Annotated in this window: 22 protein-coding genes; 16 read left to right on the plus strand and 6 right to left on the minus strand. The window is 65.0% G+C overall.

Features of this window, described 5'->3' with window-relative positions; genetic code table 11:
- Nucleotides 1-23 precede the first annotated feature (23 nt).
- Genes N536_RS39025 through N536_RS0120675 form a run of 4 tightly spaced genes read left to right on the plus strand, consistent with a single transcriptional unit; the run spans nt 24 to nt 3,893 of the window.
- Nucleotides 24-974, plus strand: a complete 951-nt coding sequence (locus N536_RS39025) for an LLM class flavin-dependent oxidoreductase (protein WP_051574645.1) — start codon at nt 24-26, stop codon at nt 972-974.
- Nucleotides 971-2,128, plus strand: coding sequence for a CaiB/BaiF CoA-transferase family protein (locus tag N536_RS0120665; protein ID WP_029115350.1), 1,158 nt, complete (start codon nt 971-973; stop codon nt 2,126-2,128). The genes N536_RS39025 and N536_RS0120665 overlap by 4 nt, the downstream gene beginning before the upstream one ends.
- Nucleotides 2,125-2,862, plus strand: coding sequence for a FadR/GntR family transcriptional regulator (locus tag N536_RS39030; protein ID WP_051574646.1), 738 nt, complete (start codon nt 2,125-2,127; stop codon nt 2,860-2,862). Before N536_RS0120665 ends, N536_RS39030 begins: the two co-directional genes overlap by 4 nt.
- A complete protein-coding gene (locus tag N536_RS0120675; RefSeq protein ID WP_029115351.1) occupies nt 2,862-3,893 on the plus strand; it encodes a Rieske 2Fe-2S domain-containing protein in 1,032 nt (343 codons plus the stop codon). The genes N536_RS39030 and N536_RS0120675 overlap by 1 nt, the downstream gene beginning before the upstream one ends.
- Here N536_RS0120675 and N536_RS0120680 read toward each other — a convergent pair.
- A complete protein-coding gene (locus tag N536_RS0120680) occupies nt 3,868-5,256 on the minus strand; it encodes an NAD(P)/FAD-dependent oxidoreductase (RefSeq protein WP_029115352.1) in 1,389 nt (462 codons plus the stop codon). The two genes, N536_RS0120675 and N536_RS0120680, sit on opposite strands and share 26 nt — an antisense overlap.
- A gap of 157 nt (nt 5,257-5,413) precedes the next feature.
- Between N536_RS0120680 and N536_RS0120685 the strand changes: the two genes are divergently transcribed.
- From N536_RS0120685 to N536_RS0120730, 11 genes are all read left to right on the plus strand, one after another.
- The gene (locus tag N536_RS0120685; RefSeq protein ID WP_029115353.1) at nt 5,414-6,637 is read left to right on the plus strand and encodes an alkane 1-monooxygenase; all 1,224 of its coding nucleotides are present in this window, start codon (nt 5,414-5,416) and stop codon (nt 6,635-6,637) included.
- A complete protein-coding gene (locus N536_RS41635; RefSeq protein ID WP_081809302.1) occupies nt 6,634-6,795 on the plus strand; it encodes a rubredoxin in 162 nt (53 codons plus the stop codon). Before N536_RS0120685 ends, N536_RS41635 begins: the two co-directional genes overlap by 4 nt.
- Nucleotides 6,796-6,876: 81 nt before the next feature.
- Entirely contained in the window at nt 6,877-7,056 is a 180-nt protein-coding gene (locus tag N536_RS0120690; RefSeq protein ID WP_029115354.1) for a rubredoxin, read from the plus strand.
- 79 nt (nt 7,057-7,135) lie between these two features.
- Entirely contained in the window at nt 7,136-7,768 is a 633-nt protein-coding gene (locus tag N536_RS0120695; protein WP_029115355.1) for a TetR family transcriptional regulator, read from the plus strand.
- Nucleotides 7,769-7,858: 90 nt separating this feature from the next.
- The gene (ahcY, locus tag N536_RS0120700) at nt 7,859-9,331 is read left to right on the plus strand and encodes an adenosylhomocysteinase (RefSeq protein ID WP_029115356.1); all 1,473 of its coding nucleotides are present in this window, start codon (nt 7,859-7,861) and stop codon (nt 9,329-9,331) included.
- 123 nt (nt 9,332-9,454) lie between these two features.
- Nucleotides 9,455-10,807, plus strand: a complete 1,353-nt coding sequence (locus N536_RS0120705) for a lipase family protein (RefSeq protein ID WP_051574647.1) — start codon at nt 9,455-9,457, stop codon at nt 10,805-10,807.
- A gap of 82 nt (nt 10,808-10,889) precedes the next feature.
- Nucleotides 10,890-11,627, plus strand: a complete 738-nt coding sequence (locus N536_RS39035) for a hypothetical protein (protein WP_051574648.1) — start codon at nt 10,890-10,892, stop codon at nt 11,625-11,627.
- Complete coding sequence (locus N536_RS0120715) at nt 11,624-12,379, plus strand: hypothetical protein (RefSeq protein WP_231514592.1); 756 nt, start codon at nt 11,624-11,626, stop codon at nt 12,377-12,379. The genes N536_RS39035 and N536_RS0120715 overlap by 4 nt, the downstream gene beginning before the upstream one ends.
- 1 nt (nt 12,380) lies before the next feature.
- Nucleotides 12,381-12,971, plus strand: a complete 591-nt coding sequence (locus N536_RS0120720) for a cytochrome c oxidase subunit 3 family protein (RefSeq protein ID WP_036437104.1) — start codon at nt 12,381-12,383, stop codon at nt 12,969-12,971.
- 2 nt (nt 12,972-12,973) lie between these two features.
- A complete protein-coding gene (locus N536_RS0120725) occupies nt 12,974-13,246 on the plus strand; it encodes a cytochrome C oxidase subunit IV family protein (protein ID WP_036437162.1) in 273 nt (90 codons plus the stop codon).
- Between the two features lie 91 nt (nt 13,247-13,337).
- Nucleotides 13,338-14,378 (plus strand): tetratricopeptide repeat protein, encoded by a 1,041-nt coding sequence (locus N536_RS0120730; protein ID WP_231514593.1) that lies wholly within the window; start codon nt 13,338-13,340, stop codon nt 14,376-14,378.
- A gap of 122 nt (nt 14,379-14,500) precedes the next feature.
- Here N536_RS0120730 and N536_RS42260 read toward each other — a convergent pair whose 3' ends face one another.
- The 5 genes from N536_RS42260 to N536_RS39040 all read right to left on the minus strand — a co-directional run bounded on the left by N536_RS42260 (nt 14,501) and on the right by N536_RS39040 (nt 21,874).
- Nucleotides 14,501-14,989, minus strand: coding sequence for a hypothetical protein (locus N536_RS42260; RefSeq protein WP_155948668.1), 489 nt, complete (start codon nt 14,987-14,989; stop codon nt 14,501-14,503).
- A gap of 397 nt (nt 14,990-15,386) precedes the next feature.
- On the minus strand, nt 15,387-16,031 hold the full coding sequence (locus tag N536_RS42265) for a hypothetical protein (RefSeq protein WP_231514594.1): 645 nt from the start codon (nt 16,029-16,031) through the stop codon (nt 15,387-15,389).
- A gap of 55 nt (nt 16,032-16,086) precedes the next feature.
- Nucleotides 16,087-20,808: a toxin glutamine deamidase domain-containing protein gene (locus N536_RS41640; protein ID WP_081809303.1), complete on the minus strand. Its 4,722-nt coding sequence runs from the start codon at nt 20,806-20,808 to the stop codon at nt 16,087-16,089.
- Nucleotides 20,796-21,086 (minus strand): WXG100 family type VII secretion target, encoded by a 291-nt coding sequence (locus tag N536_RS0120780; RefSeq protein ID WP_029115369.1) that lies wholly within the window; start codon nt 21,084-21,086, stop codon nt 20,796-20,798. Before N536_RS0120780 ends, N536_RS41640 begins: the two co-directional genes overlap by 13 nt.
- Complete coding sequence (locus tag N536_RS39040; RefSeq protein WP_051574650.1) at nt 21,083-21,874, minus strand: WXG100 family type VII secretion target; 792 nt, start codon at nt 21,872-21,874, stop codon at nt 21,083-21,085. The genes N536_RS0120780 and N536_RS39040 overlap by 4 nt, the downstream gene beginning before the upstream one ends.
- A gap of 88 nt (nt 21,875-21,962) precedes the next feature.
- On the opposite strand from N536_RS39040, the gene N536_RS0120790 reads away from it, so the two are divergent.
- Complete coding sequence (locus tag N536_RS0120790; protein WP_029115370.1) at nt 21,963-22,592, plus strand: dTMP kinase; 630 nt, start codon at nt 21,963-21,965, stop codon at nt 22,590-22,592.
- The last annotated feature ends 38 nt before the right edge of the window (nt 22,593-22,630 follow it).

Raw genomic sequence — 22,630 nt, forward strand, 5'->3', positions numbered from 1 at the left:
TCCCATGACAGAGCGGAATTAGCATGCGCGTCGGCATCTCCTTGACGCCGGATCAACGGCAACTCGTCACCACCGCGCGGTGGGCAGAGGAGGCCGGATTCGATTACCTCGCCTGCGGCGAGCACCTGTTCTTCCACGGAGCGACACCCAACGCCTTCGTCGCCCTTGCAGCCGCAGCCGGTGCGACCGAACGCATTCGGTTGCTCAGCGCGTTGACGATCCTTCCCGTCTACCCGCCGGTCCTGGCGGCGAAGCTGGCGGCAACGCTCGACCAGGTGTCGAACGGGCGCTTCGACCTCGGCGTCGGGGTTGGCGGCGAGTATCCGCCCGAGTTCGAGTCCGTCGGCGTGCCGGTGGCCGAACGTGGGCCACGTACCGACGAAGCCCTCGAAGTGGTCTCGCGCCTACTCAGCGGCGAGCGACTCGACTTCCGCGGCAGGTGGACGGTGGTCCCCGGGTTGGCGCTGGACCCTGCGGCCGTGCAGGTGCCGGGACCACCGGTGTGGGTGGGCGGGCGGCGGCGCGCGGCCTTTCGCCGGGCCGGGCGCTTCGCGGATGTATGGATGCCGTACCTCTACAGCCCGGATCAGCTGGCCGACAGCCTCACCACGGTACGCGAATGTGCAGCCGCGGCAGGCAGATCCGACCGCGTACGCGGGGCCATCTTCTGTTGGGGCTCGATCGATCGTGATGCCGCGGTGGCACGACGCGACGCAGTGGCCGCGACGAGCAGTACCTACCAGCAGGATTTCAGTGGACTGGCCGATCGCTACCTGGTCACTGGTACACCCGCTCAGGTGACGTCGCGGCTGCTGGAGTATCGCGATGCCGGAGCCGACACGGTCATCTTCGCCGGTCCTCGCGACCCCGTCGCGTGGCGAAGCTGCATGGATCACCTTGCAGAGGAAGTACTTCCGGCTCTCCGGGAGAGCAGCTTGCCCGTCGAACGCGAGAAGACAGAGGTTGTGAAGTGAACGCATATGCACCACTGGCCGGCGTGAAGGTCCTCGACCTCGGGATCCTGGTCCCGGCGGCGCTGACGTCCGGCAGGCTCGCCGCTCTCGGCGCAGACGTGGTCAAGGTCGAGCAGCCGCCGCGCGGCGACCGCATCCGGTTGATCCCGCCCTATGGTGACGACGGGCAAAGTCCGCAGCACATGGCACAGAACTGGGGGAAGCGCTCCATCGGCGTCGACGTCAAGACTGACGAGGGACGCGAGCTGATACTCGCACTGATCGCCGCCGCCGACGTCGTGGTGGAAAACCAGCTGGCGGGCTTCTGGGCCCGGGTCGGCGTCGACTTCGCTGCCTTGCGTACCCAGCGGCCCGAGTTGATCGTCTGCTCCATCACCGGTTTCGGGCAAGACGGGAGTTGGTCCCAACTGCCCGCGCACGGTCTGAACATCGACGCGCTCGGGGACGGACTCACCGTCGACTGGAAGGACGGCCAACCGCACCGCGCCGCGGCCTATACCAGCTGGGCCAACGAACTCGGCACGCTGTCCGCCGCCATGGCGGTGTGTGCGGCGCTGGTGTCGGTTCGCGCGGGAGGCCCCGGCGAATGGATCGACGTGTCGTGCTGGGACGCGTTGGTCGAGTCGCACCGCACCGAACTGGCGATGAACACACAAACGAAAGAGCCGTTCTCACTGCGCAATACACCGTCGCAGGCGCTGTACACGACGTATCTGGCCAGCGACGACCGCCCGGTCCTGCTTGGGACGCTCGAACCCAAGTTCTGGCGGCGGTTCTGCGAAGGAATCGGAAGGGCGGACCTGATCAAGTACCACGATGGTGCCGAAATCGCCTTTGGTGATGACGACACGCTGCTACGCGGTGAACTGGAAACCGAGTTCGCCAAGGCCCGCTCCGAGGAGTGGCTGCAACGCTTCATCGACTGGGACGTCCCCGGCGGCCCCGTCTACGACGTTCCCGCGCTCATGGCGACCGAACACTTCGCCGACCGCAAGATCATCGAGGGTCAGCCCGGCGAGTGGCCGCTCGTCACGACGGCAGTCCGATGGTTGGGCAGCGATGGTCGGGCCGGCAGTGGACTGGCCCAGCCGCCTGACTTCAACGAGCACGAGGCCGAGATCCGCAATGAGTGGCTAGCAGGAGGCCTCGAGTGACGCAGGTGGTGACGCAATCAACCCAGGACGTCGGCGGCACCTTGGGCGCACAGCTCGCGAACAAGATCGAGGAAGAAATTCGCCGAAAGGGCTGGCGCGAGGGACATCTGATCGGCTCGGAATCCGAACTGACCACGAGATTCGAAGTCGGCGTCGCCGCGGTCAGGGAGGCGTCGCGCATCCTGGAGGCGCGAGGCTTGGCGCGGGTCCGACGTGGGCCGGGCGGCGGTTTGTCCGTAACGACGCCCGACCGCGGACTGGTCACCGACGCAGCCCGGCGTCACCTCGAGCACGTCGGTGTCGAACGCGACGAGTTGTTCGCGGTGTGGCTGGCCCTCGAGCAACTCGCGATCAGGAAGTTGGCCGCCGGTATCGAACCCGTTGGCGCCGAACGACTCCGCGCGGTGCTGCGCCGCGAGGACCAGCACCGCTCCCATGTCTGGCAGGACCTGCCCAACATCCACATGGAGATCGCTCGGCAGGCAGGCAATCGCGCGCTGGAGCTGTTCGTCGAGGTGCTCACGCAACTGTGTTTGAGCCAGTTCGCCCCGGGCAATGATCCTCAGCCCGTGCTGGCGTGGCTGCACGCGCGGCACGAGGAGATCGTCGAGGCGGTGATCGGCGGTGACGCCGCCATGGCCCAACTTCACCTACGCCGCCTGATCGACGAGTTCGCCCGCCCGGACGGCAAATTCGCCACCCAGACATCCTCTGATCAACGAAAGGTCCAATGATGGCCAAGCCCGAACTGTCGATGAAGCCGACCGGTTGGTTCCAGGTCGCCTGGTCCGCCGAGATCGAGACCGGCGCGATCCACAAGATGAAGTACTTCGGCGAAGAGCTCATCGCATGGCGCGCCGGCGACGGCTCGCTCACGGTGATGGGCGCCTACTGCGAGCACCTCGGTGCGCACCTGGGTTTCGGCGGACATGTCGAAGGCGACCGGATCGTCTGCCCATTCCACGGGTGGGAGTGGAACCAGCAGGGCCGCAACGTCTGCATCCCTTATCAGGACCGGCCCAACAATGCCCGCAAGATCCGGACGTGGCCGGTGGTGGAGCGCAATGAAAGCGTCTACGTCTGGCACGACCTCAAAGGATGCGAGCCGTACTTCGAGGTGCCCGACGTCTTCGATGCTTACGATGACGGCCGCACCGCGAAGGATTACTACCTCGCCTACCCGGAGGGCGTCCTGCACCACGAACGCCTCGAACTGCACCCGCAGTACGTGATGGAGAACGGGGTCGACTTCGCCCACTTCAAGTTCGTCCACCGAGCCGCCAACGTGCCGGAGTTCACCCGGCAGGAGTTCGAAGGGCCAATCGCCTACGCGGACTTCGAGATGCTGTTCGGCGGCACCAAGGAGGCGACGGTGCTGACGCCCAACGGCGCCATGATCGGGGGCGTGCAGGCCGTCAACGTGGGCATCGGCGTTGGCATGGCGAAGTTTTGGGGACCGGACAACATGCGGACCATCGTCACCGTGACGCCGGTGGACGACGAGACCTCCGACATCCGCTCCAGCGTGTGGCTCGACCGGCTTCCTGGCGACGAGAGCCCGCACCAGCCGTCGTCGCTGCAACGCCGCCAACGCATGGCCAACAATCAGTACCTTGCCGACCTGAACATCTGGCAACACCAGCGCTACACCGACCCGCCGGCACTCGCCACGTCGGAAGGCAAGGGATTCCGGTCACTTCGGCGTTGGGCGACGCAGTTCTATCCCGCCGACGAGACGGCTACCGCGCGCGAAGTCCGGGTCTGATCAGCTCGGTAGTGGGTCGCGTTCGCCTCTCGGCGAGCCAGAGGCGCGCGTTGTGCCGGATCGTGCGCCCAACGAGCCGCACCGACGGCACCATGTACAAGCTGTCCAGCAAGCTGAACCGACGCAGGAACCATTCGGCGAGAACGGGATCCGCCTCGGCGGCGCCGAGGAACTGGTCGAACAGATTGCCGACGAGCATGTGCCACCGTGGCGCCTCACCACCCGCATTGTGGAAGGCCAGATCGCCGATCGCGTTCATCGTCCACACCGGGTACGTCGTCTTCGCCGTTGCCGTGGCCAGCCGCGCCGCGAGGTCGTCGGTCCCGGACTGGAGCACCGTGCGGAGGTTTCCGGCCTGTAGCGACGTCATCGTCATGCCCTGGCCGTACGTCGGGTTGAAGCTCACGACCGCATCACCGAACGGGATGATGCCCTGGGGGAAGCGGTTCAACTTGTCGTAGCGGCGCCATCTGCTGGCCGGGTACTTGTGGAACGCGACGTCACCGATCGGTTTCCCTTGCCGCACAGCGGCGCTCACGTGCGGCGGCAGGATCTCGTCGGCCAGCGCGCACATCTCGTCGAAGTTCTGCGGCGGCGCGACCTTGCCCGTGCCGAACGTGGTCAGGCCCCACGTGCCGTCCTCGTAGCACAGCATTCCGAGCCCGAGCGGCTGGTTGCGGGAGGCGCCCGCGACGACCACCTTCTCCTTGAGCAGACCGTCCGGGATGCGAATCTGGTGGGTGGCATAACCAATGCCGACGTCGATGGTGTCGTCGGCAGGCCGGGGGAATCCCCACTGTCCCAACCAAGCAGGCAGGCGGGTTCCGCGCCCGGTCGCGTCGACCACCAGATCGGCAGGCACCGCGTTCGAACCGTCATCGCCGTCGAGCAACACACCCGTCACCCGGCCCTGCACGGGGTCGAACCGCGGTTCTGCCACGCCGCAGCGCACCAGCTCCACGTTGGGAATTGCCAAGGTGCGGCGTCGAATCTGCCACTCCAGGTGCGGCCGGCTCGGCACGTAGGCCGTGAACTCGTCGCGCAAGGTCGCCTTGGTGCCGAGCACGTGGCCGGCGGCCCCGAAGTGAATGCAGTCAGGCCGGTTCTCCAGCACGGGCACCCCGGCGGCCTTCATGTCGTCGAGCAGGCCGGGGAAGAGCCCGTCGAACTCCATGGCGCCGCGGGCCATCAGGAGGTGGACGTGTCTGCCCTGCGGCACCGCTGCTCTGTTCGCTGGTTCATCGGGAAGATCGTCACGCTCGTAGAGCGTCACCTCGGCGTAGCAGTCCGACAGCACCCGCGCGGCGCACAGGCCGGCGAGGCTGGCGCCGATCACCACGGCGCGAGCTCCATACCGCTGCATGGCCCCCGACAGTACTGAGCGGGCGCGGCACTGACCCGAAGTTGCGCACAATGACCCACCGCTTTACAAAGAGCCGCTCTGTGTCTAGACATAGTACAAATCCGCGCGTATCGTCAACCTGGAACAGTGATGCAGCTCTCAAAGGAGGTAGCCAGCGATGGCATCAGATCTGTCCGAGATATCCGGGCCCGCCGTCGACCAATGGCGTGACAGGAAGCGGTACCTCTGGCTCATGGGCCTGATCGCGCCGACGGCGTTGTTCGTGATGCTGCCGCTGGTGTGGGCGTCCAACCACCTCGGCTGGCACGTAGCGGCCCAGGTGCCCTTCTGGATCGGCCCGATCCTGCTCTACGTCGTGCTGCCGGCACTCGACCTGCGATATGGCCCCGACGGGCAGAATCCGCCGGACGAGGTGATGGAGCGGCTCGAGAACGACAGGTACTACCGCTACTGCACCTATCTCTACATCCCGTTCCAGTACGCCAGCCTCATCTTCGGCGCCTACCTGTTCACGGCATCGGACCTGACCTGGCTGGGCTTCGACGGCGGCCTGGGTTGGGCTGCGAAGATTGGTCTGGCGCTGTCAGTCGGGATGCTCGGGGGCGTCGGCATCAACACCGCGCACGAGCTCGGCCACAAGAAGGACGAGGTGGAACGCTGGCTGGCCAAGATCACGTTGGCGCAGACCTGCTACGGCCACTTCTACATCGAGCACAACCGCGGACACCACGTGCGAGTGGCTACGCCGGAGGATCCCGCGTCGGCGCGCTTCGGGGAAACGTTCTGGGAGTTCCTGCCACGCAGCGTGTGGGGCAGCCTGAAGTCGTCATGGGAGCTGGAGGCCGCCCGCCTGCGCAGGCAGGACAAGAGCCCCTGGCACTGGTCGAACGACGTGCTCAATGCATGGGCGATGTCGGTGGTGCTCTACGGGATGTTGATCGCGGTCTTCGGCCTGGCACTCATCCCGTACGTCATGATCTCCGCGGTCTTCGGGTTCACCCTCCTCGAGACCGTGAACTATCTCGAGCACTACGGCCTGCTGCGGCAGAAGCTGGAGAGCGGTCGCTACGAACGGTGCGCGCCGTCACACAGCTGGAACTCCGATCACATCGTGACCAACCTGTTCCTGTACCACCTGCAGCGCCACAGCGATCATCACGCCAACCCGACCCGGCGCTATCAGACGCTGCGCAGCATGGAGGGTGCACCGAACCTGCCGAGCGGCTACGCATCGATGATTGGGCTGACCTACTTCCCGCCGCTGTGGCGCCGCGTGATGGACCACCGGGTGCTCGACCACTACGACGGCGACCTGAGCCGGGTGAACATTCATCCGCGGATGCGCGACAAGGTGCTCGCGAAGTACGGGGCAGAGGCGTGAGCGCCTACCGGTGCCCCGGCTGTGACTTCGTCTACGACGAAGCGAAAGGCGCACCGCGAGAAGGGTTCCCGGCCGGGACCAACTGGAGTGACATACCCGAGGACTGGTCCTGCCCCGACTGCGCAGTACGCGAGAAGGTCGACTTCGAAACCGTATAGACCCATTGACTCTGCGCTTGTGGCGCGAAAGTGCGAGTAACGCTCGCCCTCACCGCAGAGTCGACACAGGAAGGAAGAAACATGGATTACAAGCTGTTCGTCTGCGTCCAGTGCGGATTCGAGTACGACGAGGAAAAGGGCTGGCCGGAGGACGGCATCGCGCCCGGTACCCGTTGGGACGACATCCCCGACGACTGGAGCTGCCCCGACTGCGGCGCGGCCAAGTCGGATTTCGAGATGGTGGAGGTCGCAGGCTCGTGACTTGCCGAGGCGAGCGGAGCGACGGGGTGTGACGGTGGCTTGGGCGAGCGCAGCGACGGGAAGAGATAGCGTTGCGCGTGTGATCAGCCCGCGCGACCCACGAACCGCGCAGCGCATCCCATACGCCGAAGCGTCGCGGGTGCTGCTGCGCGATTCGATCCTGGACGGCATGCGGGAAATGTTGCTCAGCCGCGACTGGTCGTCGATCACCCTTTCCGACGTCGCCAAGGCCGCGGGCATCAGCAGGCAGACCATCTACAACGAATTCGGATCGCGGCAAGGTCTTGCGCAGGGCTACGCGCTGCGGCTCGCCGACCGGCTGGTGGATCAGATCGAGGACGCGATCGGAGGCAACATCGGGGACGTCTACGCGGCGTTCCTTCAGGGCTTCCGCGACTTCTTCATGGAGTCGGCGGCCGACCCGCTGGTCATCTCGCTTCTGACCGGCACCACCAAGCCCGACCTGTTGCAGCTCATCACCACCGACAGCGCGCCGATCATCTCCCGTGCCTCGCAGCGGCTGACGGAGACCTTCATGCACAGCTGGGTGCGCTGCAGTGACGAAGACGCCGGAGTGCTGGCCAGGGCCATCGTCCGGCTGGCGATGAGCTACGTGTCGATGCCCCCGGAGGCCGACCACGACGTCGCCAGAGACCTAGCCCGGCTCATGACGCCGTTTGCCGAACGATACGGTGTGATCGACACGGATTAGCCCGCGCCGACGGAAAAACCCCCTCAGCTGCGCGCGCTAATGTGTAACCAAGCTAATTAATTGCTACGCGCGCAGGAAAAGGAAACCCATATGACGACGACCGAGCAGCGGCTCACTCCCGATGTCCGCAATGGCATCGACTTCAAGGTGGCCGATCTGGGCCTGGCCGAGTTCGGCCGCAAGGAGATCCGGCTGGCGGAGCACGAGATGCCCGGTCTGATGACGCTGCGCCGCGAATACGCCGACGTGTTGCCGCTCAAGGGCGCGCGGATCTCGGGTTCGCTGCACATGACCGTGCAGACCGCGGTGCTGATCGAGACGCTGGTCGCCCTCGGTGCTGAAGTTCGATGGGCGTCGTGCAACATCTTCTCCACGCAGGACCACGCCGCGGCTGCGGTCGTCGTCGGCCCGCACGGCACGCCGGAGGAGCCCAAGGGCACCCCGGTGTTCGCCTGGAAGGGCGAGTCGCTGGAGGAGTACTGGTGGGCCGCCGAGCAGATGCTCACCTGGCCGAACGAGCCGGCCAACATGATCCTCGACGACGGCGGTGACGCCACCATGCTGGTGTTGCGCGGCGCGCAGTTCGAGAAGGCCGGCGTCGTGCCGCCCACCGAGGACGACGCGTCCGATGAGTACAAGGTGTTCCTGGCGCTGATCCGCAAGCGGTTCGAGACCGACAAGACCAAGTGGAGCAAGATCGCCGAGTCGGTGCAGGGCGTCACCGAGGAGACCACCACTGGCGTGCTGCGGCTCTACCAGTTCGCCGCTGCCGGTGAGCTCGCGTTCCCGGCGATCAACGTCAATGACTCGGTTACCAAGAGCAAGTTCGACAACAAGTACGGCACCCGGCACTCGCTGATCGACGGCATCAACCGCGGCACCGACGTGCTGATCGGCGGCAAGGCCGCGCTGGTCTGTGGCTACGGCGACGTCGGGAAGGGTTGCGCGGAGGCGCTCAAGGCGCAGGGTGCTCGCGTCGCGGTCACCGAGGTCGATCCGATCAACGCCCTGCAGGCGCTGATGGACGGCTTCGAGGTCAAGACGGTCGAGCAGGCGATCGGCTGGGCCGACATCGTCATCACCGCGACCGGCAACCAGGGCATCATCACCCTCGAGCACATGCGGTCGATGAAGCACCAGGCAATCCTCGGCAACATCGGGCACTTCGACGACGAGATCGAGATGGCACGCCTCGAGCGTGACAAGGACATCCGCCGGATCAACATCAAGCCGCAGGTCGACGAGTTCGTCTTCCCCGACGGTCACTCGATCATCGTGTTGTCCGAGGGACGCCTGCTGAACCTGGGCAATGCGACCGGCCACCCGTCGTTCGTGATGAGCAACAGCTTCTCGAACCAGGTGATCGCGCAGATCGAGTTGTGGACCAAGAACGACGAGTACGACAACGAGGTCTACCGGTTGGCCAAGCACCTCGACGAGAAGGTCGCCAAGATCCACGTCGAGGCGCTCGGCGGAACGCTGACCCGGCTCACGAAGGAGCAGGCCGAGTACATCAACGTCGACGTCGACGGCCCGTACAAGCCGGAGCACTACCGCTACTAAGTTCCCTCTCTAGCAACGCCTCGAAGCTGCGGGCAGATCGCGAAAACGCCGAAAAGGCCGATCTGCCCGCAGTTTCGGCGTTTGAGGGTAAGCGGCGGGGTTGACCTTACCCATAAGTAGGTAATGCCCCGTTGGTCATACTGGATCTGTTACGGTTCCCGGGTGGGTCGGGGATTCGTGGGGTTCGTCGTCGTCGTCGTTCTTGGTTTCACGCTTGGCATTACGCCGCTGGCGCGGGCGGACCCGAGCAATGACGGCCACGATCCGTACTTCAACGAAGACGAATACGCCGAGTTCTACACCCCGCCCGACCCGCTGCCCCCGGGTCAGCCTGGTGACCTGATTCGCACCGAACCGTCACGGTTGGTGCTCGAGCCGTCGGGTCAGCTGGGCGCGATCATGGCGACCGGAACACGAATCATGTACCGCAGCACCGATGCTCGCGGAAACCCGATGGCCGTGACGGGCACCTACTTCGAGCCGTTCAACGATTGGCCCGGACAGGGCCCGCGGCCGCTGATCGTCTACGGCCCCGGCACCCAGGGGCAGGGTGATCAGTGCGCGCCATCGCGGCAGTTCAACCAGGGCATCCACTGGGCGCCGTGGTTGGACCTGGCGTTCAACTACGAGGAACTCTTCGTTTCGACGATGGTGGCCCGCGGTTTCGCGATCGTGATGACCGACTATCAGGGCCTCGGAACGCCAGGGCTGCACACCTACGTCAACCGGGTCGCCGAGGGCAACGCGATGCTCGATGCCGGACGCGCCGCGATGCGGCTGCCGGGGACGTCGCTGGATCCGCATGGGCCGCTTGCCTTTTGGGGATATTCGCAGGGTGGTGGCGCGGCCGCGTCGGCGGCCGAGCTGGCGCCGTCTTACGCTCCCGAGTTGCACGTCGTCGGCACCTACGCGGGCGCGCCGCCGGCAGATCTCAAGGAACTCTTTCCCTATGCCGACGGCAGCGCGCTGGTGGGCGTCGTCGGCTACGCGCTGAACTCCGTCATCACCACGTATCCGGAGTTCGAGCAGACGATCCGCGACAAGATGACTCCGCGCGGCGCGGATCTGCTCAACAAGGTGCAGGACCAGTGCATCGCGGAGACCGTCACGAAGTTCATGTTCAGGCACCTGCAGCCGTACTTCAACGAGGACATCGTCCAGTTGGTCAACGAGGAGCCGTTCAAGACGCTCTTCGACATGCAACGCATCGGGCATTTGAAGCCGAATTCGCCGGTGTTGATCAACAGCAACCGCTTCGACCCGTTGGTGCCTTGGACCGGTGCCAATCAACTCGGGCGGGACTGGTGCGCGCAGGGGGTCGACGTGGAGTTCCGCACCAATGAGCAGCCACCGTTCCTGAACAAGCTGGTGGTGAACCATGCGCTGCCGATGCTCGTCGACGGGGAAGCCGCGATGCAGTGGATCGCCGGCCGATTCAACGGCGTGCCGACCGCCCCGAACTGCGGCACCTTCTGACGCCCTTGTCGCGAGGGTAGCCGATCGGCTACTCTGCGGGATAGTCGATCGGCTAGCGGTCGGCGGGACGGAGTGTCGGGACGTGGATGTTCGGGCTCAGCGGATAAGTCTGTGGATCACACCGGTCTTCGGCGCGATCCTGCTCCTGGCGTTCGTGTCGTTTCCGGGGTTCCTGCCGCCGATGTCGCCACAGGCGCCCGCCGAGGACGTGGCGAAGTTCTACCAGCAGAACGCGGCGATGATCCGGTTCAGCATGATCACGTTCAACCTGTGCGCCATCATGCTCGTCCCGTTCTTCATGACGATCGTGCTGCAGATCAAGCGGATGGCGCTGCCAAGCCATCTCCTCGCGTACTGCTACCTGTGCGGCATTGCCGGCGGCGCAACGCTATTCGCGATAGCTGACATCTTCTGGCTCATCGCTGCATACCGACCCGACCGCAATCCCGAGCTCGTCCTGCTGCTGAACGACATGGCCTGGCTCATCTTCATCGCACCGGTCGGCATGGTCGTCGTGGCGAATCTCTGTCTGGCACTGGCGATCCTGCTCGACGCGCGGGCCCAGCCGATATTTCCCCGCTGGGTGGCCTACGTCAACATCGTGACCGCCGCAGCCATGACGCCTGCAGCCTGCGCGGTCATCTTCACGACGGGTCCGCTGGCCTGGGACGGCGCGGTGTCCTTCTGGCTCAGGATCGGGGCCTTCGTCCTCAACGTCGCCGTGATGTTCGTCGTCCTGCGGTCGGCGATCAACCGACAAGCCGCCGAAGGAGAACCCGCCGACTCTGAGGACATGCTGACGCAAGGGGTTTCGCAGTGAGTGGAGCGGTGTCGATCGAGACGCCCGCTGCGGTGGCCCGGCACTGGACCCGAATTCCGAAGATCGACCAACGGATCGCGTGGTGGACGATCCCGATCTTCTACAACGTCTTCGGGCTCATCTTCGTCGTCCTCACCAGGGTGATGCCGCCACCTCGGCCGGACGTCGGACCCGACCAGATCGTGGCGTTCTTCCACGACCATTCGCTGACCATCCGGATAGGGTTCGGCATCCTGATGCTGGTCATCGGATTCACCGCCGTGGCCAACGGACTGATCGCACTGTTGATCAAGCGAATGTCGGTGGCGCCGGTGTTTGCCTATGCATACATCGCGTCCCTCGTGGTCGGCGCCATCCCCGGTTGCGTGCTCCCGGCGTTCGCGTTCGTGGCTGCGGCATTTCGGCCGGACCGTGATCCCGAGATCATGGTGATGCTCTACGACTGGTGCTTGTTGTCGTTCGTTGGGTCACTGGGCTGCTTCGCCACCCAGAACATGGTGCTTGCGCTGGCTATCTTTCTGGACCGCAACGAGATCTTCCCCAAATGGCTTGCCTACATGTCGATCTGGATGATCGTCACCGAGCTGCTCGCGGGGCCGGTGTTCATCTTCAAGTCGGGACCACTGGCGTGGAACGGCTCGATCAGCTTCTACATGGGGACGGTGGTTTTCGTGCTGTGGGAGGTCTGCATCATCTGGCTGATGCGCACCGCGATCAACCGCCAATCAACCGACGAGCGGATCCAGGACTGACATGGCCAATGTGACGGAGACGGTCGAAACCCCTTCGGGCCGTGAGACGCACCTTCCGGCTGACGGCAGCATGTGGGTGTTCGTGCTCGGCGATCTCGTCATCTTCGGGGGCTACTTCCTGATCTTCATGGTTTACCGCAACCAGGAGCATCAGTTGTTCCTGGACTCGCAGCGTCATCTCAGCCTCACCGTCGGCACCATCAACACGTTGCTGTTGTTGACCAGTTCGTGGTTCGTCGCCAACGGCGTCGTTGCGACCCGGGCGGGGGAGTACCGCCGGGCGCTGACGATGACGTGGTGCGGCGGCGGGTGCGGGGTGCTGTTCGTGATCGTCAAGGCATACGAGTGGGGCGCGAAGATCAATGCGGGACTGACGTTTCCGCACAACGACTTCTACATGTTCTATTACATGCTCACCGGCATCCACCTTTTCCACGTACTGCTCGGGCTGGTGTTCCTCGGCGTGGTCGTCGCCGAACTGCGCAACCCGGCCAAGCGCCGGCCGTCCATGGTGGAGACGGGTGCCACCTACTGGCACATGGTGGACCTGCTCTGGATCGTCATCTTCGGCCTGCTCTACGTGATGAGGTGAACGTGCTTTCCGTCAAGAACCGGCTGACCGTCGTCTGGCTGGCCCTCGCGGGGCTGACGTGCGCGTCCTGGGCGCTGGCGCCGGGACGCGAGCACGGATCCGTGGTGGCGAGCGTGCCGATCACGGTGGCCGTCCTCGCGATGGCGCTGATCAAGTCACGCTTGATCATTCGGGAGTTCATGGAGGTGCGGACGGCGCCGGCGTGGCTGCGTGCGGCGACCGACGCGTGGCTCGTGGTGATGTTCGGTGGGATCTTGGCGATCTACCTCTGGTGACGTGACGGAAGAATCTGCTGCATGATCACCGTGCCGACGCCGACTAGGATCGACAACGGCGGCAATGAGAGTCGGCGATGGTGGAGGATTCGTGACGGCACCGTTCAGCGATGCCGACTCGGTGCTGAACGTCGTCGACGCCTACCTCTCAACAGGTCATTACCGGCGCGCCGAGGACACGCTGCGCGCTGCGCTCGCCACCGACCCGCAGCATCCTCGACTGCTGACGGCGTACGCGCGTGCCAAGCTGGGCCAGTCCGACTACGCGTCGGGTGCGATCAGCGCGCATGCGGCACTTGCCGTTGCTCCCGAGAACGAGTACGCGATGCGCGTCTACACTCGCGCACTCGAATTGCAGGGCCGAATACCCGAGGCGCTCTGGATGGCGTGGCGTACGGCGACGACTCATCCCCTCAGCGACTTGGCGCACCACAACTACGCGCGACTGCTGGAGGAAGCGGGTCACCCGGCCGAGGCGATGACGGCCATCAATGACGCGCTTCGGCTGAACCCGTTCGACGTCGACGCGCTGAACCTCCGTGGCGACATCTACGTCGACCTCGGTCAGATCGATCCGGCCGAGGCCGACTATCGGCAAGCGCTGCAGCTGAACCCCGAAGACGCTACCGCCGTGCACAATCTGGCGAGGCTTAAGTACGCGCGTGGGCGGCGATGGGGCGCGATCTACGGATTTCTGGGCGCCGGACGGCTCGACCCAGCGTATGGCGACGTGGTGCGCCAGAACGTAGGTGTGGTGCTCACCGGCGTGCTGCGCCGGTCCATCTGGCTGGTGTTGATCGTGGCGATCGCGGTGATCGCGACGTACAACCTGCACGAGGGCGGCAATGCCACGGTCATCCCGCGGATCGTCGCCGGCGTTGGGGCTGTGTTGCTGCTGGTGACCCATACCCGAGTGATGCACCGACTGCCGCGCCGGACGCTCAAATCGGTTCTGCGGCAACGCCAGTTCCTCGCGGTGAGGATTCTGCAGCTGTTCGCCGCCGCGGTGATCGGTGCTGAGACCGCCATGCTCGGTGCGATGACGCTGCCGGCTGTGCTGGCGTCGTTGTTGGTGCTCTCGCTACCCGTTGTCGTCGTGGTCGGTGGTCTCACGGACGAGCGACTGTGGTGAGGGCTCGGACGCTAGGTGCCGGGCCGAAAAGCTCACCGTTGGTTTACTACCGCGACTTTGCGAGCTAAGGAGCATCAAACGACGTCGTCGGGGAACCCCTGCAGCCGTCAACTGGTCGAATGTCATGGGCAGGATGTGGCTACTGGGCGATCTCCCAGCATCATGATGCAGTAAACGCCATGATCACTGCGAAGTCGGTACCTGACTTCACTGTCGCTCATTACGTCTTCTTCGACCCCGGGGTGCAGACCCTGATCCATCCAAATCCAGCTGATTGGATCGAGTCGACAATGGATTCGCAAGTAGTCGCCGACCGCAGCAATCACGAATTTTCCAGCGTCTTGTAGCCGTGAAAAGAAACCCTGATAACTCAGAACCGGTTCGATCCGGCGCTCAGTCGATGCTTGGTAAACCTTGAATCCGTCGACCTGTGGTTCGATCACGAAAGCAGTCCAGTCGGGATGCGGATACCCGTCGCGAAGCCACAGCGCCCCGTCTACCCAAGCTGGCTCATTTCGAGGTGGCTTGCCCGCTCGTCGGTAGATCGCACGCCACCCGTTGTAGTGCTCGACAAGATCTTGGAATCCCGCGGCGTCCGTAGGGCTAGTCATCGTGTTCCGGCCTCCCTGCCTTCAAACGTGGGGTGCTGGCTCGCAGTACGGGAGCCATGGAACGGTCGGCAAGCGGGCGCCTCCGTTCGCCATGAACCCGCGACTACTATTTGGGGCCGATAGTCCCCGCGAGCAGCTGACTGTAAGAAAGCCGGCCCAGCAGCTGGAAACACGCATCTGACTCAGTGGCTAGGCGGGCTAGGTCGTTCTTATTACCGCGCTCGTACCAATAAACTTCCCAGGCACCATCAGAAGAGTGCTCGACACACCACGAATAATCCGCGCGACCACCGAGAGCCAAGGCCTCCGAGGCGATCCCTATCGCGGTCAGGACGCGCGCCAGCTCAGTCAGATTCACAGCTGAAAGCCCTGGCTAGAGGTTCCGCACTGCGTGCAACTAAGCATCGCGGTCGGCGATGAATGTATCCACGCATTCCGCAACCTCTGCGGGCAAACCCGACATGAGGGCGCCCGCGACTTCGCCCAGTGAAAGTGGAAGCACGTTCATATATGGCTCGACACCGGGAAATCCGAGTGCCGCCGTTGATGGGTCCTCCCTCAGAGAGATGCGCTGTATTTGGTCGGCAAGCTGTGCTCGTTCGGGAGACAGTCGAGCGACCAACGGTGCAATCTCCGACGCGTGCGCGGAACTCTTGACCAAGCGGTCGTCGAGACCGCGCGACCGGAAGATCACGAAAAGGGAGTCCAGTCCGAAGTTCGTTCGCACGGAGTCGAGCACACTGACCATAACCAACTTGGCCGCATCCGTCAGAGTCGAGAAGACCGCGCGAGACGATTCACTACGCGCACCGGTTCTCTCTGGCAATCGGGCGAAGAGAACTTCGAAAAGACCCTGCTCTGTCGGTGCAATGACGTAAGCCGACCAATCGCCGGTCTCGGCCCAACGGGTCCAACCCTCGTCGAGACCCTTCTGATAATTGAGTCGAAAGTTCAGCCGCTCTTGTGTGATTTCGGGACTGTCGTGTGGCGTTGTTCCAGCGCACCGTTGGACGGCCCGGACGAATTCCAGCGCAGTAAGCACCGCGGGTAGTTCACTGCTTCGTGACAGACTCATTGGCTCCACCGACATGATCTTCCTACGCTTGGCGCGGAATGCGCCTCAGATAACCTTCGTTGACAAGTTGGTCGATCAAAACGTGATTGCCCTCCTGGTCGACGACTACCCACTGTGTGCTTCCGCCCGGCTGGTCGAATGCGGGTCCAGCCTCGCCGAAATGCAGCTCCCACTCCGGAGGGAGTGGGGTGCCAGTGCCTTGGAAGAGGTGGTAGTCGCCTGACGTTCCCGGTGCGAGCGCGCGAGATGGGTAGCTATCGCCTGCGGAAGACAAGAAGTCGCCTGTCCAATCTGTCACCAAACCGATTCGATCGAGGACGAGGTTTTTTGGGAATGCGCGTGCGACATCGTGGCTACCATCTCGAAATCCGGAGTGTGGCGGCCAATTCCAGGTATTGCGTTCGGGATCCCAATATCTCTCAATGATATCTTCGGGCGACATGCCAACGTACGGGTTTTGGAGTGCGCTTCTGGCTAGTTCGGGCGGCGCCTTGTGAGCGAGAAGGTCCTGCTCGACTCCGTCGGGGTCTATTGCACGTTCGACACGCTCTAGGTCCCATGGGCGCAAGTCGCGAAGGATGGTATCCGGCGAATGCGCCGGATGTTCTGGCGCGCCCGCCTGATGTTCCGCTCCCGCGGGATGCAAGCTATCTGGGTCGCGGTTTGTACGGTCCGCTGGTTCAACATCAAGTCGACGTGATTCTGCGTTATCAATTGAGCCACCAGCGGAATCCGGCGCATGCTCGACGTGCCCATTGCCCGCACCAGTCGGCGCGTGGGGATCAGCCGTTGGCATGTCGTGAGCCGGTCGGCCTGAGGAATGTGTATCCGTTTCCAGCATTTGCCCCGTGCCGCTCTTGGCAGCGGGGTCCGGTCTCCAGGCATCGCCCGCAGATCCGTCGCGGGCTACACCTGGGTCGTGTCCACTTCCGGCCACACTCCCTGGTTCTGACGGCTCATCCACTCCGCGTGCGACATCGCCACGCTCGACAACCAGTCCGTCGGATCCGTTGCCAGGGTGCGCTTCTCGATCGTGAGTGGGTGGTGTTGGGTCGGTTCCGGGGGATCGGTCAGTGACTCCGCCGTCAGCTGGTACGTGATCGTCTGGTCGTTCTCCTGGATGCGCTGAACCGTGATCGTCCACAGGTACGGATAGATCTGGCTGCCCGCTCGCTTGATCCCCGTCTGCTTGAACGTCGTGTACGCGTCCGCCACCATCCTCTCCGACCAACTCGGGTACTGATACACGATCCCCGTCTCCGAATCGATCACCAGACGGCCCAGTCCCACCGCCTGGCCCGTCGCCATCTGTTCTGGGCTCAGGACTTTCGTCGCCACCCATCCCTGCGGGATCTGTCGCACCTGGAACGTCTCGGTGGGCGACATCTGCGCCAGATATGCCAGCGCTTGTTCCCTGGTTTCCAGTTCCACCATGGTGCATTCCTCCACTGGGTTCGATCGGAGTGAAATTCAGGTACGACGATTCCTCGACCATCCAGGCAGGTGGATGATCGGAGGTGATCCCTTGCTGGGGGTCCCACCACACGGGGTGGCTTGCTCCTTCGGGATACACGATGACCGTTGCGTGAGAACCGTCAGTGACCGGCCTGCCATCGGGGTGGTAAAGGCGGTCCCCGGTATGGAAATCGCGCGCATGCCAACCGTTGACGACCAAGGCGGACGACCCCGGCCCGAGATTGTCGATGTACTGATGAAGAGCATTGAAGTGGTCCGCGATGGTGGGATTCAAGAACGTGTGTTCAGGGATGTGTTTGAACTCGAGCAGCCCGCCACCGAGCCAGTCCTCTGCCCGGCGTAGCCCGCCCTGTTCACCCGATCGCCTGTCGATCGTGCCGTCGGGCAACCTATCTGGATGCCGTGGGGCGGAGACTGTCGGATCTCCCCTGAACGAGGAGAGGGCCGAGAGCGAGCTATCGAGGCAGTTGTTGTCGCGCCCCGGAACTGACGGTCCGCCATCGTTGACGAGCTGTCCGTAGTCGTTCGTCCTCGGGTCGGCGTGGGCGATGTAGTTGCCCTGTTGGTCTCGGAGTGCATCCTCGACCGCACGCTGGTAGGCGGGATTCTCCACACGCCGAAGCTCACCCGGCCCATACGTCCGCGCATCCGCCGGGTTGCCTACGGGTCCAGGAGGATTCGTGGGTTGGTTAGGTGTGTTCCCGGCGTCGTGGTTCGGATGTGAACCAGGAGGATCGGGCTGATGGGCGATGGGCGCACTTGGTGTGGCGTGAGAGGTTGGGTGCGATGGCGGCGCGCCATCTCGCGTACCGTCGCCTGACTTCGGCGTTGATGACTCCGTACCCGGACGTGCGGTCTCACTTGCCGGCGACAGGTGTTGTGCCGCTGCGGGACTGACCGGTGCGGACGGGGTGTTGCCCAACGCCGGACTGACAGGTGCTGCCGGAGTGCTCCCCGGGCCTGGTCCCGCACTGGCCGGCGTCGGCGTCCGCGGAATCTCCGATGAACCCGCCTGCGGTGCTTTGGATTCGGGCGTGCGTGTCGGAGACTCCGAGTTCGGCCCTTTGTTGGCCGGGCCGTCCGACGGGCTGTGCACCCCACCCCCGGTGTGCGGCGCCATCGGCATGCCGCCTGCCATGGGAGTGGGCCCGGTTGCTGCCGGCTCATGCGGCCGGGCGTCGGCGTAGCCCGGCGCGTGTGTCGGTTCGTGCGCTGCCGGAGATTCGGTCGTGGGCGTGTGAGCGGCAGGCTGATGGTCGGCGGGGATTTGGGCACCGTTGCCCGGCCCTCCGGTGTTGCCGTCGGCTGGCTGGTGACTCTCGCTCGGCGCGTAGTTGCCGTCGGCCCTCGGCTCGGCCACACCATTCCCGTGTGATTCCGGGATCGCCGGCGAGTGCTCTGACGGTGCCGGTCCGGATTCGGATGGGGACCTGCCGCTATCAGGCGTAGGGCTCGACGATTCGGGCGCATGCTGGGTGCTGGGTGGCGTCGAGTCACCAGGAGAAGGCGCGTGGCTGGGCGTCGACGGTTCCGAAACACGCGGTGGGTCAACGGGACCCGGCCAACTAGACGTCGGAGCGGGTCCGTCCACACGCCCCGGCCCCGAATCCGACGGACCGACGTGCTGCCCACCCGGCGGATCGGGTGGTCCAGCGCCCCCGCCGGATCCGTGACCGTTGCCGCCTCCCGGCGTGCCCGAGGGTCCCGGCGGGTCGGGCGGCCCGGCCGGGGCGCCGACGCCCGCTGGTGACTTGGGCGCGTCGATGCCGTTGGGTGTGGACGGGCCGACGAGCGAGTCGGGGACCGCCCCTGGCTTGAACTCGGGGATCTCCGGACGCCCAGGCCCGGCCCCTGGGACGTTCTCGAATGTCGGCAGGTTGCTGTCGCCGCGTCCCAACCCGGGCAGGTCCGAGAGCCTGGGGAGTCGTCCCTCCTCAGCAAGTCTGCTGCCGTACCTGAGGCCCTTCGCAATGGCACCCGTCTTGGTCGCCGCGCCGCCGGGAACGAAGAGCATTCCGATGTTGAACCCCGCTTCGCCGACGCCCCTGCCCGGGTGGTCACCCGTCAACTGGTCGTAGGCGATGAACTGCTTGCCCATGTTCAGCAGCACGTCGTCGAGCGTCGATGGATCCTCTGCCACCGACATGGCCATCTCGGCCATGCCCTTCCAGGTGTCGGGATCGGCCAGCGACACCAAACCCGACACGGTGCCAATCAGGCCGTTGACCACACCGAGCTGGAAGTCGGTGTAGTAGGTGACGCCGTCGGCGAGTGCGTTTCCCACTTCATCGCCGAACGTTGCGACCAAAGCCTCGCGTACGTACTTCTGGAAGACGTCCAACGCGTCGCCGAGGGCCTTGGTGAGATCGGAGAGCAGTCCGACGATTCCCTTGACCTCGTTCTGGAAGTTCTCCAGGACCGTGCCGACGTCGTCGGCGACCTGGCGCAGGATGTCGTCAGCTTCGCCGGTGAAGATGCCCGTGATCGAGTCCACCAGACCGTCGAGGGAGATCCTGTCCAAGAGGCGGCGGATGGCGTCCTGGGTCTTCTGCACGCCGTTGGCGAAATCGTCGGTGTTTGTCGCGATGGCGGACGCGAGCGTCGACATCCCCGACAATTGCTCACCGATCGCCCCGAGCGCCTTCCCGATTTGCCCCGCCTCGGGGATCTGTAGTTGCGACAGTGCGGCTTTCAACTCGGTGAGCTCGGTGTCGAACGCAGACAGGCCGGTTGCAAAGTTCTTCCACTGTGCCGCGGTGAGGTGCATCAGCGACGGATTGCCCGTCGGCCACGTCATGACCGCGCCCGCAAATGGCCCTATCCCCGGTATCGCGTTGAGAAACCCCTCGATCAGCCACCACTTCGCCGGCGGGGTGACGATCGCCCCGCTCGGGCCCGTAGGCGCGTCGACTGCCTTCGTCTCACTCGGTTCAGGACCCACGGAGCCCATGGGCCCGCCTCCGCCGATGGTCGACGCAGCGTCGGCGTTCTTGTAGTTGTAACCCGTCGCCTCCACGCGGCGCCCGGTGGACTTGAAGGCGTTCGCTGCCCAGGCCAGCGCATCGGCGAACTTCTGCGCATCGTCCCCATAGGTCAACCCGAAGTGGGCCCCGGCCGGATCCCACCCCGAAGCGATTCCACTACCCAGCGCCGCGCCAAGAGCAGTCGACAGCGCATCGAGCTGCGTGCCAATCGAACTCATCCGCTGGCCCGCACGCAGCAGCACCTCCGGATCGATCTCGATCCGGCCGGCGGTTACTGCGCCCACATCTCCCCGTTCTTCTTGACCGCGTCCGCGTAGTTCTTCTCCGCTGCCTGGGCGATCTTCTTCAACTGCTCGAGCGACGTATTCATCTGCTCGGCGCCCGTATCCCACTGCTGCTGTGCCTGCGCCTGCTGGTCCGACGCCTCGCTGTGCCACGTCGCCCGCAACTTGGCCATGGCCTGGTCAACGTCGGAGAGGACCTCGGTGACGTCTTTTTGGAACTTCTGCATGCGATCGATGGCGGCCAGCATCTGAGCGAAGTCGACTATCAGCTCACTCATCGCGTCCTCTTGATCGCTTGGTCGCTCGACGGCGTCGGGGCACCGCGATCGGCGGATGGAGGCGTGACCGGCGCGGTTCCGACCGATAGGTCACCGGAAGGTGCTGCGGCACTGTCGGGTTCGCCGTCACGCTTCTCGGATTGATTGGGACGCTCGCGTCCATCGCCCGCCGCGCCTTCGGGATCCTTCTCGGCAGACGCGTCGCCTTGGTCATGAGCCTGGGCGGCTTGCTGCGCCAGCCCCGCCGCCAGTTGCGCGGCCTGCTGCACGAAACCGGCGGCCGCTTGCCCGACCTGAGTGAGTGGTTGGACGGCGGCCTGTCCCAGTTGCGACGCCGACGACATCGCCTGCTGCACGCCACCAGCCGACTGTCCCGTCGCGGCTGCGCCACCGGTGTTGCTCGCGCCACCGCCGTCGCCCAGCCCGAGGTCGGGCGGGCCACCTGCTGGGCTACCGCCGCCGCTGCCCGTCGACCCATTCGAACCCTGAACCGTCGAGCCGATGGCCTCGGCGCCCGACTCATCGGTCCTGGCGTATTCCTTGCCTGCGATCGTCAACAGCTCCGACATCCGCTGCAAGCCCGTGACGACCTGCTCCGCCCCGCTGTGCCACTGGTCCCACACGGGCCCGTACGCCGACGCCGCCCCGCCCTTCCAGCCGGAGCCCAGCAGTTGCTTGGTCTCGTCGTCCACGCTCGCCAAACCGTCCCGCAGACGGCCCGCGGCGTCGTCCAGACGTGCTGCTGCGAGGTGCAACTCGGACACGACGACCTCGACCGACTGCCCCACCCCGACGGACCTCCAGTGACTAGACGGCTGGCTGAGGAAAGCCTATCGGCGGTCAAGGGGGGTCCGATGCGGCAGTTACGCTTCGCCCGTGCTCATCGCGATCGAAGGCGTCGACGGCGCGGGCAAGAACACCCTTACCCAGGGGTTGCGTGCCGGCTTCGAAGCGGCCGGGCGGTCGGTGACGAGCCTGGCGTTCCCGCGCTACAAGCAATCGGTGCACGCCGATCTGGCCGCCGAGGCCTTGCACGGCGCGCACGGCGACCTGGCCCAATCCGTCTACGCCATGGCGATGCTGTTCGCCCTCGACCGGGCCGACGCCCGCGACGAGATCGGCCGGCTGTGCGCCGAGTACGACGTCGTCATCCTCGACCGCTACGTCGCCTCCAACGCCGCCTACAGCGCTGCGCGGCTGCACCAGCCCGTCGACGGCGACGTGGTGGAGTGGGTGCGCGCCCTCGAGTTCGACAGGTTCGCCATGCCGATCCCGGACTGGCAGGTGCTGCTGGCGGTGCCGACCGAGCTGGCCGCGCAACGGGCGCAAAACCGTGCCGACACCGACGCCGACCGTGCCCGCGACGCCTACGAACGCGACGACGGCCTGCAGCGCCGCACCAACGAGGCGTACGCCGCGCTGGCCGCCGCCGACTGGGGCGGGCGCTGGGTCGTGGCCGGACCGGACGTCGATCCACTGGAACTCGCGCGGACCCTGGCCGGCTGACCGGCCCCAGCGGGCAAAACACGCGGTGTGGTATCCCG

The organism is Mycobacterium sp. URHB0044, assembly GCF_000620625.1.
In the GTDB taxonomy this organism is placed as follows: Bacteria; Actinomycetota; Actinomycetes; order Mycobacteriales; family Mycobacteriaceae; genus Mycobacterium.